The sequence below is a fragment of the uncultured Tessaracoccus sp. genome (genome assembly GCF_947255005.1).
In the GTDB taxonomy this organism is placed as follows: Bacteria; Actinomycetota; Actinomycetes; order Propionibacteriales; family Propionibacteriaceae; genus Arachnia.
The window spans coordinates 52,596-69,875 of sequence record NZ_CAMYFI010000006.1 but is presented as its reverse complement, the minus strand read 5'-3'; the positions used below and the strand labels follow the sequence as shown (position 1 = coordinate 69,875).

Here is a 17,280-nt window from a genome sequence, read left to right as displayed (position 1 = left end):
CTCCTCGAGGTCGGCGGATTCAAACCCCGACTACACCCTCGATTGTGAAGAGCCGGATGAGGTCGGCGCGGGCGCGGACGTTAAGGACGGTGACGTTCTCGCGGGTTCCAGTGATCAGCTCTGACCTTCTGTCTAGGTGTCGGGGTAACTAATTCTTCTTTCGGGGCTTAGCTCTCCCGAGAATCGCAGCGTTGTTCGGGAAGCCGTCGGCAACCCACTGTTTGAGGGCGTCGGTCGCCCAGTCTTTCCCGAGGGGTTTGAGGCAGTGGATTTCGACGTCCCGGTGCGCAGCAATATTGGGGCAGGACACCACCCCTAGAAACCGAAGGAACTGTATTTTTTCTGGTTCGATTGCGTACGGGAACATCGATTGGAAAACGCGCTTGAGTATCGCCGTCAATGCCGTCACTAGCGGTTTCTCAAGAGAAACATTTCCAGCAACCGCAGCAACCACCCTTTTTGCGGCAGCTTGAGCAAGCTCGTTGAGCGCTTCATCTACCATCTGACTGAGTTCGTCGGCGCACTTGATGATCTCCACACAGAGGTTACACAGAACGTGTTCGACGTTGATCACGGCTACTAGGCGCGCCGAGTTGTTCTTGCTGAGGCCTTCCTCAAGGACACCTGCCACAAAGAGACTGATAAGTTTTGCTACCGCGTCGCCAACATCCTTCTGCGCTGATATGGGTTCCTTGAATACGATCTCATTGACAATATGAGTGACGAGGAAGTCAGTGCAGGCCTCATCAGCTGCTGATTTCGCTTTTAAATTCGCCTTGGCGACATCCAGAGTATCTTTGGCTTTCCTCTTGGCCGTTCTGACTTGCGCTTGCGAGTACTTCTGACGCTCGGCGCTGGGCCACAGTAACGCCCGTGCGCGTTCGCTGTGGGGGCCTCCGTGGAAGGCTCCCTTACACATGCATCTGCACTGTTCAGGCGTCGTTCGAACTGCGTCTGCACACCTGGTGCTATGGCTCGTCATAGATACCTCCTCGAACCCTTGACACCACCATGATGACATGACTCACCGATCCTGAGTCTCTCCTTCGAAACTCTTCGGGGCTAGCAGCGCACCTGACAGGCAGACCTCTCTTGGTTGTCTGCCCTCCTGGCCACATCCCGGGGCAGGCTCCCTTTCGTCTTTCTGTCCTCGGGGAGCTTGCTGTGCTTGATCTGATGACTTCTGTCCTGCCCACACTGCCGATGGAGGTGGACATCATGCCGAATGATGATCTGCCGGGGATCGCTCAACTGCGCAACATAGTGTGGGGGGGTCAGCGCGAGCTCCCCAACCCGCATCTGGCCGGCCGCGGCAAGGTCGGTGTCCTGGTCTGATGTGGGGCAGCGATCATCTGCAGTGTCGCGATCACGCTGATCAACTTCTTCTGGAACGTCGACCAGTTCGTCTAACCCCTACCTACCAACCCACGTGTGTGAGGAGCGAATGCGGTGGTGATCTGCGATCTGACCGTCATCTCAGGTATCTGCGAAACCGCTGGCGAGGCTGCCGCCTCACTGGTGTCGGCCCCGTTCGACTGGCTGCCCCATGCCATGGGTTCGGCCGCGGGCTGGTTGTTCGAGTCGGTGTGGAACGTTTTCGACGCCATCATCCTGGTCGACATCACCAGTGACGTACAGCCTGCTGTTCGGCATCGCGATGTTCGTGATGCTGCTGTCCTTCTGCCTCCAGCTCATCACCGGCCTCATCAGATGTGACCCCACCGCACTCACCCGAGCCCCCCGTCGACGCCGAAACCTGGCTGCGCGTCCAAACCAACGTCGACGCCAATAACGCCCGCGGCGAACGACCCCAGAAGTACGACCACAGCCTCAAAGGCACCTTGTACTACGCCTGCGGAGCCAAGCTCATGATCGAACGCTCCGCGACAAGCCCGGGGACCGCTACGAGTACTTCACCTGCTCCGGATGACGCCGCAAAACCACCAACTGCACCCGCTCAGCGATCCTCGCCGAACGCGCCGAAGCCGAGACCGAACGCAAGCTCCTGACCGCCCAGCGTGACAAGCTCGAAGCCGAACGGCGCATCCTCAACCGCGCCCTGTTCACCCGGATCGCCATCGACGACGAAGAGAACGCGACCTACACCCCGAGCAGACCACCGCCAGTGTTCCCGCCCACACCATCATCGATGCACCGACGCACGTCACCACAGAAACAAACTTGCCCCGCCATCAGGCGGGGCAAGTTTCGATTCTCTCATCTTACGTGGACCTAGCGGGAGGATTGTCGAAACATGCACCGCCGCTTGTTCGCATGGGGTCGCTGCACCGAACGATCCGCGCTCGCGCAGCGCGACCTACTCAACGTGGGCTAGCACCGGTCAGCGTGCACCGCACCATCAGCGACGAGTCGCTCGACACCGTGGAAGGGCGGTACCACGCTGGCGAGACCCTCCGCGCCATCGCGAACGATGTCGGTCTTAGCCGTCACCGGCTGACATCGCTGCTCCGGGAGCGCGGCGTCCGCATCCGCCGGGCTGCTCCTTCTCCGGCCGAGGTTCAAGAGATGGCTCGGCGCTACCAGAACGGGGAGTCGCTCGAACGCGTTGGTCGGCGCCTGGGTTTCTCAGCTGGCACGATCCGGAACCACTTGATCGCCTCAGGAGTGACTCTGCGTGACCCGCACGGTCGTGAGCGATGAAGACCCGCGCACGGGCGCTCGGCGCGCAGGCGTGACGGAGTCGTCATGGAGTCTGGACGTTTGTCGGCACCGCTTGCGACAATGAACCCGTGAAGTTCAAGCGCCGCAACCTCGAAGCCCTCGGTGCCCTCGTGGTGGGCAATGTAGGTCGTGACGACGCCGAGAACGAGGACGAGGCGAAGTACTTTCCGTATCGCTCCAGCATGTACATCACGGAGTTCTTCCAGGAACTCGACACGGAGTACCAGCACGACGGCTCAACTCGCCATCGCTGGGTGGCTGACGTGCTAGAGCAGATGCTGGCTGAGCCTCATGATGGTCCCACCCGCCCGCCGGAGATCTTCTGCCGACTGATCGATCAGCTGATGAGCCCGTCCGATCGGCATAACGAAGGACCTGACCGCTCGCGGGCGCTGGCCCAACTCAACGAGGTCCTCGGCCGGGAAGGTTTCGAGGCCTTCTACGGCGAGGACAATCACTGCTATCTCCGCCACGTCGGCACCCAGACCATCACGCTGCTTGCAGCTAACCCCCACCGGCCGTTCAGCAAAGCCGAGCAGGAACGCCGGCACCTTTTGGCCAGCTACCTCGACCACTGCAGTGAGGACGACCTCATTGAGGAGGTGCTGCTTCCGCTGTTCCGGCAGCTCGGGTACCACCGCATCACGGCGGCCGGGCACAAGGACAAGGCGCTGGAGTACGGCAAGGACATCTGGATGCGCTACACCTTGCCGACGCAGCACATTCTCTACTTTGGTCTTCAGGCGAAGAAGGGCAAGCTCGACGCCTCAGGCGCCACCAAGGCTGGCAACGCCAACATGGCAGAGATTCACAACCAGGCGCTCATGATGCTGGCACACGAGATCTTCGATCCCGAGACCAACCGCCGGGTACTGGTCGACCACGCGTTCATCGTTGCGGGTGGCGAGATCACAAAGGCGGCCCGCAACTGGCTCGGCAACGCCCTCGACGCCACCAAGCGCAGTCAGATCATGTTCATGGACCGCGATGACATTTTGAACCTATACGTCGTCACCAGCCTGCCCCTGCCCGAAGGAGCACTACCGACTCCACCCCCGAACCCGTGGTCGCGGAGTGATGAACCGCCGTTCTGAGGGTGGCACCAGGCCTCATCGGCGTCATATGCGACAGACTGTGCCTGACAAGAGCTCAGGCTCGGAGGAACAAGCGTGCGCCAAGGCAACATCGCCGAGCGCGCTACGCGGGACTTTCATGGCCGTCGGATCAATCGCCGGGCCTAATCCGGTTCTGGGTGAGCCGATCGATGACCTGACTTGGCAGGCAGCCATTCTCGGTCATGACTGACCTGACGTGTAGCTTCTGGGCCTGCTCCGATGCGATTCCGACTGCAGTCGTCAGCAGGTCCGCCCAGACGACTGCGGCATCGCTGGCGATCTCCTTCGCGACTGCGGTAGAGGCCAGGTAGACGTTTGGGTTTGCTGCCTGAGAGTGCTGGGGATCTACCGACAACTTGTCCGACACGATGATTGCTGGGCTGCCCGCTGGCGGATGATCCATCCCTCGATCCGCCGCCAGTTGGGCGAGCTGAGTGTTGGCCTGGCGAATGTCCTTGAGCGGTAGCAGGCCATCGTCGTGTTCCTCGGACTTGGCTTCAATAGTCATCCAGATTGCGGTGCCCCATACCCAGGCAGAGTCGCAGCGGCCTTGGCCCTTTGGCTTGGAAGCCTCGGCTCCGAGGAACGATCCCAGAATCGTCAGGCCGCGTTCGTATTGGGTCGCCTCATCCTGGGCGAGACCCTCCTGCATCTCGGTGAGGGCAGCGTTGATCTGCTTTGGCTTGAGTTGGCCGCGCAGGCGGGCGACGACGTGATTCACAGCCACGATGTCCTCAGGAACGAGCGGGACGCTTTCGGCGTAAGGAAGCTCCCGCATCTCCTTGAGCCAGGTGCTGCGATTGGCGGCGAGCGCGGCGTCTCGAACAAGCTGCCGGGAACGTGACCGCTGGGTCTCGTCTTGGGCACCAAGGTGCAACCACACACCGGCGAGATACAGCAATAGGCCGCGATAGCCCCGTGTGGCCGCTGAGCCGACGTGCGGTACCGCTTCCTGGAGCTTCTCGCTAGCGCCAATCCAGTCGCCGCCGAAGGCCAGCTGCCACGCCTCAACCTCCAGCGCAGCAGCCTTGCCGAGAGCGTCGGTTCCTGGTGGCTCAACCTTGACGGCGTCCTGTCGGAATTCGGCCACCGCTGGCTCACCTTGCTCACGCCAGTCGGCCCCATGTTCAAGGAACATCTCGACGTTCTCTATCAGCTCGTCAGGGGCGACGCCCCTACTGTTCTGCCAACCGAACTCGACCTCGGCCTGCAACTCCGGTTCGAGTGCTCTGAGGTTCTCGGGCCGAGAGAAGTACTTCATGATGTCCGAACCGAGCACGACTACCACGGCGTAGTCGTTCGGACCACGAGTGCAGCGGCCGGCGCCCTGCACGATGCGGGTGCGAAGGCGCTCGGCGAGAGCGGCATTGGCTTCCGCTCGCTCGCTCAGGAACCGCTCCTGCAGCCCGACGGCATCCGGTTTGCCATCGAGGACAACGATCCGGCAAGCGTTACCCGGCAGGTCGAGCCCGTCGTAGCGGTTGGCCAGGCCCAGCACCCCAGTTGGCGCCGCGGCGAAGGACTCCAAGCCGTGCTGTTCCAGGTGATCTCGCCCCATAACCGGCACGCCATCACCAGCCAGGGCCGTGGCTGCTGCCTCGGCGTTCGCGATAGTTTCCTGACTCAGCACGAGCGCCTTGTCGGTGAGACCGATGATCTGCTTGGTAAGTCCGATCGCATCCCCACCCTTCACCAGGTCCGGGAAGACAAACAGCCGACGACCAGAGCGCGGAGGTGTCTTGGTCGGAAGCGGCATTCTCACGATCTCCCGCCGGCCGAAGGCGCGTTCGAGTTCGCCGCCCGAGCCGAGGGTCGCTGACAGGTAGATGCGCTGCTTGGCCCGAGCGAAGATATGGTTCTCGTAGGTCGGCGGGATCATCGGGCGGATCTGGATGCCGCCGTAGGACAGGTAGACACAGCAGGCTGCCAGGCCTGACCGGATCATGGCGAACTTGTACGAGTGAGGCTTGGTGAGACCGGCCAGTGCCGCGTCGATCTTGGTCAGTGCCGTCTGATCGACCGCGGGCAGGATGAGGCGCACCTGGTGGTGCGCGCCTGGATCGGGCTCGCCTTCCAGGCGCTGGATGAGGAGACCAGACAGGAACGGCTTCAGCGCTTCCAATACCTCGAGGTAGGCATCCTCGTCGTCGTAGCGACGGATGCTAATGCCGTACTCGTTTCCGACGAACTGCTCACCAGCATGAGCGTCATCGAAAACCAGGAGTCGGGGCTCGGGCAGCTTTGGGCTGCTGTTGAAGACGGCACTGTAGGTCGTGAGCCCGATCGCCTCGCCGCCCTCGACCGATGCCTCATCCGCGGGATCCCAGTGCTTGGCGCTACCGGTCAGGTTGGAGACCGGAACGCCCTCGCGCTCAGCCGTCGCCGCCACCTGACGCGCGAGCTGCTTGGTCGGAGTCGCGTAGATGACTGGCCCCGCGGTCTTCCGCCGTACCCACTCCGCGATGAGCAAGCCGGGTAGCGTCTTGCCTGTACCCGTCGGCAGTTCCAGCGCGAGATCTGGGGTGTCTTGGTGGCCCTCCGCGTAAGCACGAATGACGTCGCCTTGATGCAACCAGAGCGAGTCAACAGCGGCCGTGGTCCGTGGCAGAGTTCCGCTGAGGTACAGCTCCTCCGGCGACGGGAACTCTTGAGCCGTCCGCTTGGTCTTGCCTAGGAATGCCATGTCCGTCGATGCCTGCCTGTCGTCCGAGTGCCGGTTGCCCTGCTCCAGCTCTCCCAGCCCCGGACCAGGCGGTCATCGTGGCTCTGAACTGATGCCGTCATCATGGTACTTGAACTGGAGCGCTCGTGGACGATTCCGTACTCCTGAGGTCCGCCGACGCGAGGTCACCGGAACGCCGGCCGCGAACGCCGTTTCTATCGGTACACGGGCTTTGCGTCGACTTTCAGCCACTTCCCATCCCGGGCCACGCTGAGCAGCGAGGGCACAGACTCCGGACTGTCGCGCGACGCGGGCGCTACACCATCTCGCCCTGTTGTCGACGGTGCCCAGGTTCGGAGTTGGTTCAGAGCAGCCAGCTCCGGATTGTCCGTGGCCGCTGTGACTGGCCGGTCCTTCAGCCAACCGTAACGAGCGATCTGTTCGGCGGCTCGGAGGACCGTGCCGCGACGTGACGCAGGGAGCTGACTGAGCACGGACTCCAGTGATGACCACAGCTCTGTCACGGCAGGCGAGGACGCTACGCACCACAGAGCAAGTACCCACTCGGCTCTGGCCAGGTCGTCGTCAAGGGCATCGAGCTGTTCCCGCCACCATTGGGAGTTGCGGTTGTTGGCGCGGACTTGCGCGAGGAGTTCGGACGGGTGGCTCGTGTCCCCGAAGGGCCCGGCACCGGGCTTCTTCACATAGGCAGGCGGTAAGGGTGACGCGGCGCCGATGATCGCGATCTCGGACACGAGCCAGCGGCGTCCGACGTGGTCGTGCAGTGCAGCGGCCGTCTCAGCCCAGGGGAATGTACTGCCCTTCTGGCCCGCCTTGAAGGCTCGCTGCTTGGCGATCTGGGTGTACGCAGAGCCTGCCCGCCGGAGCTGGCTGATCGCCTCGTTTCGGCGCCGCTTGGCCTTCTCGTCACCGCCGACGAACCCGGTGTTGGAACTTGTGAGGAAGTCGCCCGGCGACAGGGCGACCGCGACTTGCGCCGGCATGGAACGCGTCGATGTCACGCAGGGGCATTCCCCCTCTAGGACTGCGTCGAGAAGCGCTGCTTCGAGTGAGCTTCCTGACGGGGGGACCAGACCGGCGCTCAGGACCAACTCGGCGGCACCATTGGACAGGTCCATGTGCTCGAACGACGCAATGAGGCCTGCGCCGGCCTCGCACTGAGCGCCGATCTTGAGCCATGCGTTCTGCTCGGGTGTGCCGATGGCTGCGGTGAGTTGGGCATGCCACCACGCACCGAACTGGCTGCGCTGGTTCAACAGTTCGCGCAGAGCGCGTACTCGCTGAGCGTTGCCCCTATCGGCCGGGTCCTTGCTGACCAGGGTAGTGAGCCGCACCCAGGTGGGATCAGGCCCGTCCTCGTCCGGGAGGTCGGGCAGTTCGGGCAGCGAGATGATGTCGCGACGGTCTAGCGCCGAAAGTAGGACCGTGATCCCGAAGTCGGAGCAGAGTGCGGTGAGGATCTTGCGCGCTTCGCGGGGGCGGCGCAGAAACACACCATCGGTGAGGAGGGCCCATGCGGCGAGGTAGGAAGCGGATGAGGTGCTCTGCGCCAGCTCTTGCTCGATCCCCGCGGTGAGCGTATAGATGCCGTTGCCCTTGGCGTTGCCGCCGTAGAACCTGGCGGTGTTGAGCCAGTACGGCCGCCGAAGCAGCTCGCGCAGCACGGTCGCACTGTCGAAGTCCGTGTTGTCCTCGCCTGCGTTGTGGTAGAGGAACCGGGCTGCGAAATACTCCCGTAGGGAGAGGACCTCAAACTCGTAGGTTCCGTCAACCTTGCTGGTCAGCGCCCACAGCCGATCGCTCGCTCCTTCGAACAGCTGGTCGACGATCGACTCGCGGTTGCCATAGGTGCGCTGGAAGTGCCGCATTGCTTCCTTGAGTTCGTCCACGCTCATACGGCCGTTGATCTGTGATTCCTCGGTGTGTGCGTGGAGGTACCAGCCGAGGAATGGAATGATCTCAAGTAGTTCTTCCTTGTGGTCGCGCACCGCCTTGGGATGCTTGTTCGCTTCGCGGGCCAGGAGAAGCTCGACGTACTTGTCGTAGAGATCCGTACGCTGGGTCGGCGTGGCAGCACCCTGCTGGTGGAGGAGATCCAGCAGGATCGTGAGCTGCATCGGGTTGCCGGCGAGTTCGTTGATGTAGGGCTCGCGGCTCTTATCCTTAAAGCTCTTCCGCAAGGCGCGACCGTCCTTGCCCTTGATCCCCCGGACCGCGCACCATTTGCGCAGGTACGTGTCCCGTTGGTCGACGGTGAGTTGGTTAAGGGTCACGATCTCGAACAGGTTGGTTGACGGCTCGGGAAGTTCACCGGCGCTGGGGCGCGTGATGACGACGACCTTGGGCGGGTCGGTGTATGCCTTCCCGCGACTGACGAACTTGTCGATCTCTCTAACGATCCTGCCGCGCATGGTGCTGCTGCCGACTTCGTCGAGCCCGTCCAGCACGACGAGGCTGGGGACTCGCTCGAAAATGTCCTGCACCGTCTTCGCGTCGGTGGTGATTCCGCCGCTCTCGTGCGCCATCAGGTCGGCGAGGAAGCACTCGATGGTCGCGTGCTCGCCCTTGCGTGACTTGACCTTCGGTTGCCTGCGGTCCTCGGAGTGGTCCCACACATTGTTGCCACCGAGCCAGAGTGCATAGTCGCTCAGGTCCAGTCTGACGGGGAAACGTGGTTGATCCAGTTTGGGTAGCGAATCAGACCGGTCGGCCTCGGGGATGAACAACCTGCGGTGGGCCTGGCAGATGTACTGGCTCAGCGTCGATTTGCCCTGTCCCGGTGCGCCGCGGACGAGTGTGAACGGAGCCGGTGAGCGCAGAAGATAGGCGGCGGCACCGCCCACTGTGTTCAGTGCCTGTGTTTGCGAGTGTCGGCTGGCTGCGGCGTGGACGCGATCGGCGGTGACGTCGACGAAGAGGTCCACGACCTTCTCCCGGTCCACGTCGGACTGGCTGAACTTGACGCGTTTGTCGTCTTCCCACTGGGTTGCGGCGACCTTACGGATCAGGTGGCGATGCGCCTTATCCTTCCCGGCGCCGACATGTTCGGCGACGAGGTATCGGACCAGGTCCCACCCGGCGAGCATCTCGGCGTAGGCCCATTTCGTCTCGGTCGGCGCGTTGTCCACCCACGGGTTCAGGGCCTCGCGCCAGATGCAGGTCATCTGCTCGTAGCCGAACTCCTTCGCGTACGTCTGGAGCTTCTTGTCCAGTCGATCGAACGTGCCCGAGTCTTCCTTGGCCGTGCTGCCGACGTTGGTGACCAGCGTGTAGTGACGGACTCCCTGTGCCGCCAGACGCTTCAGACTGGCTTCCTCGTTCTTGACGACCTGATCGAGCCAGGTGACCGGGTCCTTCTCCTTGCCGCTGACCGACCACTTGACCTGATAGATCAGGACCTTCGAGGCGTCGACTCTGCGCAGGCCGTCGCGGCCGCCATCGGCCTGCCGGAGTGCCATCGGGATGTAGTCGGGAAACTGGTTCGCGAGCAGTGCGCTGACGAGTTACTGGAAGTCGTGGTCGCCGAGGCGCTCGTAGAGGTACCTGTGTCGACTCTCGGGCATTGCGTGCTCCCTCTGTTCCAGCCCGATCATCTCGCTGGGCGCCGTCGGGAACCTCTCACCTGTTGCATCTATTGAACCTCGTTCGCTGAGCGGATGCACGGAGCCACGCAGACCCATGGTGCGCCGAACCTCTTCCAAGGCAACGCCGACGGCGGTATCGTTGGCGGTAGGCGGCCTCTACCTGCGTGGCCCACCGCCGGATGCGGTGGGAAGACGAACTGGCTTCGGCCGGAGCGGTCCTTCTTGATTCCTTGTCGCCGGAGACGAGGAGAGGACTGTGCTCATGTTCCGCCTGATCTGGATCGGCAGCGTCTACACCCGCTACTTCCTGCGCCGCTACATGCCCACCAACATCCTGCTGGACCTGATCCGCACCCGGCGTGGGCTGAAGTGGGGCGTGCCCGGGATGCTGCTGTCACTCCCCTACCTGTACGTCGCGAGCTTCCTGACGGTGCTGATCGAGGACGGCGCACCGGGCTGGCTGCACGTGTTGGTGGTGCTGTGCATCTGGAACGCGATGAAGTTCGCGATCATGGGCCCGGTCAGCATCGTCCTGCTACTGCGGGCGCGCGCCGTCGAATGGCACGAGCGCCGCATGACTCGCCTCTCTGTGCCCGCGGCCGCCTGACCACGGCCTGTCGCGTGCGTGCTGCTGTGCACCTTCTCGGCGTCATCTGACCGAGAAGGAGGCCACGTCATGGCTGGTATCGCTGACCTAGCACCTGATGAGCGCCGCGCGCGGATACTGTTGTCGATCTTGTCCGAACCCGACGACGCCATCACCGGACGCGTCCTTGCCCGCGAAGGCGGAATCGAGACAATCCGCCTGCTCGAAGGCGACGGCGCTGTGCCAGGGCTGAATCGCGTGGACGCCCAGGTCTGGCGCGATCGCCTCGCGTTGCAGCACCGACTCGAGGACGTGGCTGAGCGGATGCGCGGCATCGAGCATTCCGGCGTCGCGACGGTGATTCCCGGCGATACGCACTGGCCCCCGGCACTGAACGATCTCGGCGACCGCGCCCCGTATGTGCTGTGGGCGCGCGGTGCGACGTCGTTCCTGGCCCGGCCGACCGCGGATCTGGTGACGGTCACGGGTGCTCGGGCGGCGACGGCGTATGGCGAGCATGTCGCCAGTCAGATTGCTGGCGACCTCTCGCGCGGCGAGCGGGTCGTGGCGGCCGGTGGAGCGTACGGGATCGAGGGCGCCGCTCACCGGGCAGCGCTGGCGTCGGGTGGGGACACGATCGCGGTGCTCGCTAACGGGGTGGACCGCCCGTACCCGGCCGGTCACCGGGAACTGCTTGATCGGATCGCGGATGTTGGTCTGCTGGTCAGTGAGGTGCCGCCGGGGTCGGTGCCGACGAGGCAGCGGTTCCTGGCGCGCGGGCGGCTGATGGCGGCACTGTCTGGGAGCACCGTGGTGGTCGAGGCGGGCGTACGTTCGGGTGCGCTGCATACGGCGGTCGAGGCTCAGCGTTTGGGCCGGAGCGTCGGCGCGGTCCCGGGACCGGTGACCTCGGTGACCAGCAGCGGCCCGCACATGCTGCTGCGTAACGGCACCGCCCACCGGGCCACCGACGGGAGAGACGTTGAGGATCTGATCAACCGGGCGCCTGGCCGCGGCGCTGATCGAGCAGCGCTGGGGCCGGAGTTCGCACACCGCCCGGTGCCGTCAAAGGATAAGCCGACGCGGTCGATGTAGGTGCCCGAGCACCGTCCTCTTCGTGCAGGGCCTCGCATCCCGTGATGTGAGGCCCTTCCTCTGTCCTGCGATTAGCCTGGTCAAAACTCGAGTTTTCGGGCGAGGCTCTGAGCTGGCCGCTGCTGGTCTCGGTGCTGCGGGCCCGTAAGTGCGCGAAGTGCGGCAACTGCGCGGGCACGATCGATCTTCTGCGCGGTCGCCTGCGGCACCTGTCCGAGTGGACTCCCGTCGGTGATCGCGTAGCGGTCACGGTAAGCGGCCACAACCACAGCGCGGCGTCGCCATTGCTGCCGCACCCGCCCACTGGAGGATATCGGACCGAGTGCGGTAACCCATGGCTCGTGGGTGTGGAGGGCTGTGTCGAGGACGGCTTCGGTTCGGGTTTCGATGAGGTGGCGGCGTTCGGTCAGGGCTTGCTGCATGTCGGGGGTCATGGGGCCGGTGGCTTCGGGGATCAGCCCGGCGATGAGATGCGAGGCCTGGCGGGTGCGGCCTGATCCTGCGGGTCGGGTGGTGGCGTGGGCGAGGCGGTGGTGGATGACGGAGGCGATGTCGTCGGCGTTGGCGAACCCGCGAGCCTTGATGAGGCGTGGTAGGAGGGTGTCGGCGTTGTGGTGGTTGGCTTCGGCCCGGCGCAGTTCCGCAACCAGGGCGCCGAGGGCATCGGAGTCGATAACAGCTTGCCCTTGCTCGTCGGTGAGCCCGGAGCCGCGGGCCAGGGTGGTCCAACGGTCGTGTTGGGCTGCGGCGGCGATGGTTTCGTATTCTGCGGCGAGCTGGCCGATCGAGCCCCCCTGGTCCTGTTCGGCGGTGATGGTCTCGTGCGCCGACAGTTCAGCACCGCTGTGTTTGAGGACTCCGTAGAGGACTGTGCGGGCGGTGGCGTCGGGATTGTCGCCCGGATGCGCGGTGGCGTGATCGTCGGGACGGTCGAGGATGACGTAGGCCCGGTTCGATTCCCGTCCGCAGGTCATGGCGACGTACAGGTTCTCGCGCGTGGTGGTGGGTTCGACGAGGACGTGGGCGGTGTCGGTGGTGATGCCTTGGGCGCGGTGGGTGTTGACGGCGTAGCCGAGGTCGACGTGCTGAGCCACATAGTCTGCGGGCAGGACGATGCTGTTGCCGAACCGGGTACCGGGTGGGCGGATCGTGACCGATCCATCGTCACGCACGGCGGTGATGGTCCAGGTTTGGCCGTTGCGGACCCAACCGTGCCGGTTCCGCAGCCGCCGGTCGTTGCGGCGGGTGATGATCATGTCACCCACGCCCGCTGCCGATCCGTCGGACAGGGTGATTTTGGGGCCAGGCTTCAGCGTGCCGTCGAGGATGAGGTCGGCGCGGGCGCGGATGTTGAGGGCGGTGTTGAGGCAGCCACCGACCGCGATCCCGACCCGCAAGCGCGGCGTCAGCGAAGCCAACCGAACCCTGCGCATTACCCGAGCCAAGGTCGTCGAGGCTAAGACGCAGGCGTCTGATCTGTTGCCGCGGGCGCGGCGCGGCGGCCCGACGGAATGCGCCGATACGCAAGACCTACTCGGCCCTCGATGATTCCTCGCGGCCAAGCAGATCCAACAGCCCCGGGAAACGCAGGTTGAGTTCATCGCGGCGCAGGGAGACTTTGCGGGAGTTTCCTCGATCAACCTGACGCACCAGACCAGATTCACGCAGCACGCGAAAGTGATGGGTGAGGGTCGACTTCGACACTCCGAGGTCAAAACTCGCGCAGGTGCGCTCGGTCCCGTCGGGCTCGGCGATGAGTGTGTTGACGACTTGCCGCCGCAATGGATCGTTGAGGGCCGTCAGTACGTCGGGCAGGTTCATCTCGGTGACGCTGGGGTGCCCTTCTTCGTCCGGCACGACACTCACCACCTTTCGATAGGTTCGGTTGACATCGTACCAATTGATCCCGCATATTAGGTTCGACATTGATCGTACCTATGGAAGGGTGTCATGACCACACCAACACGCTGGGCTCTGCCGGCAATCCTGTCGGCGCAACTTGTGATCCCGCTCTCGATCGCCGGCACAGCAGTGGCACTGCCGCGCATCGCGGCCGACCTAGGATCCAGTCCGGGTCCGCTGCAGTGGGTCGTCAACGGTTTCAACGTCGCCTTCGCCCTCTGTACCCTGCTGTGGGGCGGGTTCGCCGACCGCGCCGGGCACCACCGGGTCTTCCGTGCTGGAGTCATCATCGTCCTGCTGGCCTCTATCGGCAGCGCCCTCGCACCGACGCTGTTACTGCTGGATGGTGCCCGACTCGTGGCTGGAGCGGGCGCCGCTGCCGTCCTGACTAGCGCAACGTCGATCCTGTCGCTGGCTTGGGAAGGTTCCGCCCGGGCCAAGGCGTTCGCACTATTTGGCACCATCAACGGGCTAGGCCTGGGGCTCGGCCCAACGCTGTGCGGCCTGGTTGCACAGGCGTTTGGCTGGCGCGCAGCATTCTGGCTGCCAGCCATCGTCTTGGCCGTGTCGTTAGCAATGTCGAGAGGGATCCCCGCAGTGCAGGTTGAACACGACGGAGCGCGCCGCCTGCTCAACGTCAGTCTGCTGACCAACCGCGGGTTCGCAGCGATGACACTAGTTCCGATCACAGCCTCGGTGGGGTTCGTGACCTTCCTGACCTACCTTCCCGCAGCATTCAGCGCGATCCATGGCTGGAACGCAGGACAGGCCGGAGTGATGATGCTCGTCGCGACTCTTCCTGTCATCCTGTCTCCGAGCGTCGCCGTCTCAGTCATGAAGCGCCATCAAATCGGCATCGGTCCGGTCCTGGTCGCATCCATCGGTTGCCTGACGGCCGGTTCGGTCGCGATGCTGGCACTCGCCCCGGGCAATTCCGTGTGGGCGGTTGTGCCAGCTCTAGTGCTGATCGGGCTCGGGTTCGGGCTTCCTCTCGGCGTGGTCGATGGAGAAGCCCTGGCCCGGGTGCCGAGCCACTCGTCGGGCAGCGCTGCCGGGCTGCTGAACTTCGCCCGCATCGGATCCGAAGCCCTGTCGGTGGCCTGCTACTCAGCACTGCTGACCATCCTTGTGCGGCGCCGCATTCCCGACCAAACGATAGCCGACCTGGTTGCCGCTGGAGCTCCCAACAGGGCCGCTGACTACGCCAGCGCGCAACACGTGGCTGCCCTGAGCTGTGGGGCTGTCGTGTTGGTCCTTGGTGTTGCAATCTGGGCACTGTCGCAAGGTGCATCGAACTCAGACGAGGGTGAATCGTGATAGGTCTGGCATGCCGTCAACCAATGTCTTCGACCAAGACAGCTAGAGGGTGCTCAACGCCAGGATGGCGCAGGATAGCGCCAGCATCCCCAAGCAGTTGATCCTGAAAGCCGATCCTGTCGCTCCTGCTCGGATGTGGGCTGCTGCTGCGCACAGGAGGTAAGCGATCACCCCGCTGTTCGCTGCGAAGGCGAGCCCGGGGATCCAGATGCCCGCGATGAGCCCGGCTGCCGCAAGCGTCTTGACGACGAGCAGAGCCCACCACCACTCCTCGGGGAAGCGAACACTGTGGAGACAGTCGCGAATGAATCGCACCGGCCTGACCGACAGCGCGACATCTACAAGGAGGACGGCGGCCAGAAGTGCTGGTGGCACCCACCAAGATGGCAGCAAGATCATGAGTCGCCTCCCTCATGGTGGCAGATCGCCGCGAAAACCTCGCGAAGCTGAGCCAGGAACTCCGATGCGGATCCTTCCGGGGTTGCCGACCAGATGAACAGGCTTCCGATGTACGCCGCGTGGAGCGCTTCGGCGCGCCCGGGGGCTCCCATCGGCCCTGAGCATCCGCAGGCGTTCATAAGCTGTTCGAACACAGCGATCAGCCGCCGCGCGAGGCCCGTGAAAACCACAGAGGAATGCCGTCCGCTCACCAGAACCGAGGCATAGGCCTGGGCAAGGTCACGACGCTCTTCGAATAGCACCACGAAGGGCTCCACCACAGCGACTGCGTCCACACCGCACCAGGCGGTGCCACCAAGGACTTGCGTGTCAGCGAGCTGCTGGCGCTCCTCGATGAGGCCGTCGAAGAGTTCAACAAGTAGAGCTTCCTTGTCGCCAGCTGCCATGACGGTCCCAACACTCACATCGGCTTCTCGGGCGATGTCGCGCACGGTCGTCGCGAGGAACCCACGCTCCTCGAACAGCCGGGCCGCGGCCTGCAGCACGGCGCGGCGCGTCGTCTGACGTGCCTCAGTCCTAGCAGTGACCACTTGCACCTCCTGAACATGTTCACTGAACACGTTCATAATACACGGGACGGCAGCACAGTCAAGGCGCGCCGGTGGTGCACTTCCCAAGGAGATGGGGATGGCGCGGGTGGGGGATTCTTCTTCTGTGCGTCTCTAGGGGATTCTTCGTTGGGTTTCATAGTGGGCATCTGACTCGGTGGAGAACAGCCACATGCCGAGGCCGAGTGCTGGACCGATGACGACGAAGACTAAGGCGAAGACGGCCATGGTGAGAACAAGCACTGCCGCGGGCGATCAGCCACCAAAGGCCACGTCCAACAGGCGCAAGCAGGTTGTGCATCCAAAGTTTCCGGGCAACCGCATACACGACGAGCAAGGTGACCAAACCGAATGCCGCGATCGCCCCGAGAATCAAGCTCGTGGAGCGCAACCACTCGATGCCCCACTGCAATGATCCGAGCTGCACAGCGATCACCAGGAGAATCCAGGTCGTACTCCTGCTCGTGCACCGAACAGGCCTGCAGCCTGAAAATCGACATGAGACTCGTTCCGTCGTGCGTTGAAGAACGGCATCACGAGCATAAGAAGCACGGCAACACCTGCCACCTGTATGAGGGTGTGACTTGACTGAGCATCTGGCTGAGCAAGGAACGGTGGGAGGTTGGATTCGAGCCAGTCCCCGGCACTCGGCACCCCGGCCACGTTGAACAGGTCAGCGAGAACCTCACTGGGGCGTTGCTCGCGAATGTACGCGGCGATCGTCAAGAAGCCGGCGACGCATCCGACATGTTGGTAGATCAGATCACGGTTGGTCTTCCAGTCCTTGATGAGCCCGGGTAGAGCTTTGGCTGCTTCGATCACGCTTTCTCCTCTCAGAGCTTCCTTCAGTCTGACGGCCACCACTGACATTTCCTGCGTGCACTCGAGCCCACCTCGGTGAAGCCCTCAACGTGCTCGCCAACTGCGCCGATGTCTACGCACGCTGCAATAACGCCAACCGGTGCCTCTGCAGCCAAGCGTTCTTCACTAGGATCTGCATTGACGAAGACGATCAACTCCGAGTCCAGAACAACGAATCCTTCGAGATGCTCCTCGACCCAGGGACCAACGCCAATGCCCTCATCGCTGGGTTCAAGACGGCAACAAGGCCCGAACCGAAACCGCCAATGATGGCAAAGGTTCGAGCCTTGTGCGTGGAGTGGAGCTAGCGGGAAGCTTGTCGAAACTTGCCCCGGCCGTAATTCAGATGGTGCGAATGCACCGGTCGATCCGCGTTGGACGGCACAGGTCACACCGCCAGAGGCGCCGGCGCCACCCACAGCAGGCGCCGCGAGCATCCGAAGGCGTC

General features: G+C 63.6%; 14 protein-coding genes and 1 pseudogene. 7 read left to right on the top strand and 8 right to left on the bottom strand.

The window, feature by feature from the left end; all coding sequences use genetic code 11:
* Positions 1-148 precede the first annotated feature (148 nt).
* Positions 149-919, bottom strand: coding sequence for a hypothetical protein (locus tag Q0X61_RS02675; protein ID WP_297740064.1), 771 nt, complete (start codon positions 917-919; stop codon positions 149-151).
* A gap of 245 nt (positions 920-1,164) precedes the next feature.
* Between Q0X61_RS02675 and Q0X61_RS02670 the strand changes: the two are divergent.
* The 4 genes and pseudogenes from Q0X61_RS02670 (at position 1,165) to Q0X61_RS02655 (ending at position 3,776) form a co-directional block, all read left to right on the top strand.
* A pseudogene (locus tag Q0X61_RS02670) lies at positions 1,165-1,410 on the top strand (hypothetical protein).
* 39 nt (positions 1,411-1,449) lie between these two features.
* Positions 1,450-1,716, top strand: coding sequence for a hypothetical protein (locus Q0X61_RS02665; RefSeq protein ID WP_297740062.1), 267 nt, complete (start codon positions 1,450-1,452; stop codon positions 1,714-1,716).
* Between the two features lie 630 nt (positions 1,717-2,346).
* Entirely contained in the window at positions 2,347-2,661 is a 315-nt protein-coding gene (locus Q0X61_RS02660; RefSeq protein ID WP_297740060.1) for a helix-turn-helix domain-containing protein, read from the top strand.
* A gap of 89 nt (positions 2,662-2,750) precedes the next feature.
* On the top strand, positions 2,751-3,776 hold the full coding sequence (locus Q0X61_RS02655) for a hypothetical protein (protein WP_297740058.1): 1,026 nt from the start codon (positions 2,751-2,753) through the stop codon (positions 3,774-3,776).
* 130 nt (positions 3,777-3,906) lie between these two features.
* On the opposite strand, the gene Q0X61_RS02650 is transcribed toward Q0X61_RS02655, so the two are convergent.
* Positions 3,907-6,480: a DEAD/DEAH box helicase gene (locus Q0X61_RS02650; protein WP_297740056.1), complete on the bottom strand. Its 2,574-nt coding sequence runs from the start codon at positions 6,478-6,480 to the stop codon at positions 3,907-3,909.
* Positions 6,481-6,674: 194 nt separating this feature from the next.
* Positions 6,675-9,938, bottom strand: coding sequence for an NACHT domain-containing NTPase (locus Q0X61_RS02645; protein WP_297740054.1), 3,264 nt, complete (start codon positions 9,936-9,938; stop codon positions 6,675-6,677).
* 388 nt (positions 9,939-10,326) lie between these two features.
* Here Q0X61_RS02645 and Q0X61_RS02640 point away from each other — a divergent pair, with 388 nt between their 5' ends.
* On the top strand, positions 10,327-10,671 hold the full coding sequence (locus Q0X61_RS02640; protein WP_297740051.1) for a sulfate permease: 345 nt from the start codon (positions 10,327-10,329) through the stop codon (positions 10,669-10,671).
* Positions 10,672-10,740: 69 nt separating this feature from the next.
* Positions 10,741-11,745 carry a DNA-processing protein DprA gene (locus tag Q0X61_RS02635; protein WP_297740049.1) on the top strand — a complete coding sequence of 335 codons (1,005 nt, stop codon included), beginning with the start codon at positions 10,741-10,743 and terminating at the stop codon, positions 11,743-11,745.
* Between the two features lie 80 nt (positions 11,746-11,825).
* Here Q0X61_RS02635 and Q0X61_RS02630 read toward each other — a convergent pair whose 3' ends face one another.
* Positions 11,826-13,178: a TrwC relaxase gene (locus tag Q0X61_RS02630; protein WP_297740047.1), complete on the bottom strand. Its 1,353-nt coding sequence runs from the start codon at positions 13,176-13,178 to the stop codon at positions 11,826-11,828.
* Between the two features lie 97 nt (positions 13,179-13,275).
* Positions 13,276-13,611 (bottom strand): helix-turn-helix transcriptional regulator, encoded by a 336-nt coding sequence (locus Q0X61_RS02625; RefSeq protein ID WP_297740045.1) that lies wholly within the window; start codon positions 13,609-13,611, stop codon positions 13,276-13,278.
* A gap of 84 nt (positions 13,612-13,695) precedes the next feature.
* On the opposite strand from Q0X61_RS02625, the gene Q0X61_RS02620 reads away from it, so the two are divergent.
* Positions 13,696-14,964: an MFS transporter gene (locus Q0X61_RS02620; RefSeq protein ID WP_297740043.1), complete on the top strand. Its 1,269-nt coding sequence runs from the start codon at positions 13,696-13,698 to the stop codon at positions 14,962-14,964.
* A 42-nt stretch (positions 14,965-15,006) separates the two neighbouring features.
* Here the strand turns inward: Q0X61_RS02620 and Q0X61_RS02615 are convergent, their stop codons facing one another.
* The 3 genes from Q0X61_RS02615 to Q0X61_RS02605 form a co-directional block, all read right to left on the bottom strand.
* Positions 15,007-15,363 carry a DoxX family protein gene (locus tag Q0X61_RS02615; protein ID WP_297740041.1) on the bottom strand — a complete coding sequence of 119 codons (357 nt, stop codon included), beginning with the start codon at positions 15,361-15,363 and terminating at the stop codon, positions 15,007-15,009.
* Entirely contained in the window at positions 15,360-15,953 is a 594-nt protein-coding gene (locus tag Q0X61_RS02610; protein WP_297740039.1) for a TetR/AcrR family transcriptional regulator, read from the bottom strand. The genes Q0X61_RS02615 and Q0X61_RS02610 overlap by 4 nt, the downstream gene beginning before the upstream one ends.
* 450 nt (positions 15,954-16,403) lie before the next feature.
* The gene (locus Q0X61_RS02605) at positions 16,404-16,793 is read right to left on the bottom strand and encodes a hypothetical protein (protein ID WP_297740037.1); all 390 of its coding nucleotides are present in this window, start codon (positions 16,791-16,793) and stop codon (positions 16,404-16,406) included.
* Positions 16,794-17,280 lie beyond the last annotated feature (487 nt).

Coding starts and splice junctions, on each gene's coding strand:
- Q0X61_RS02640 (WP_297740051.1), top strand. CDS start 10,327: ATGTTCCGCCTGATCTGGATCGGCAGCGTCTACACCCGCTACTTCCTG.
- Q0X61_RS02675 (WP_297740064.1), bottom strand. CDS start 919: ATGTGTAAGGGAGCCTTCCACGGAGGCCCCCACAGCGAACGCGCACGG.
- Q0X61_RS02635 (WP_297740049.1), top strand. CDS start 10,741: ATGGCTGGTATCGCTGACCTAGCACCTGATGAGCGCCGCGCGCGGATA.
- Q0X61_RS02650 (WP_297740056.1), bottom strand. CDS start 6,480: ATGGCATTCCTAGGCAAGACCAAGCGGACGGCTCAAGAGTTCCCGTCG.
- Q0X61_RS02620 (WP_297740043.1), top strand. CDS start 13,696: ATGACCACACCAACACGCTGGGCTCTGCCGGCAATCCTGTCGGCGCAA.
- Q0X61_RS02615 (WP_297740041.1), bottom strand. CDS start 15,363: ATGATCTTGCTGCCATCTTGGTGGGTGCCACCAGCACTTCTGGCCGCC.
- Q0X61_RS02630 (WP_297740047.1), bottom strand. CDS start 13,178: ATGCGCAGGGTTCGGTTGGCTTCGCTGACGCCGCGCTTGCGGGTCGGG.
- Q0X61_RS02645 (WP_297740054.1), bottom strand. CDS start 9,938: ATGGCACTCCGGCAGGCCGATGGCGGCCGCGACGGCCTGCGCAGAGTC.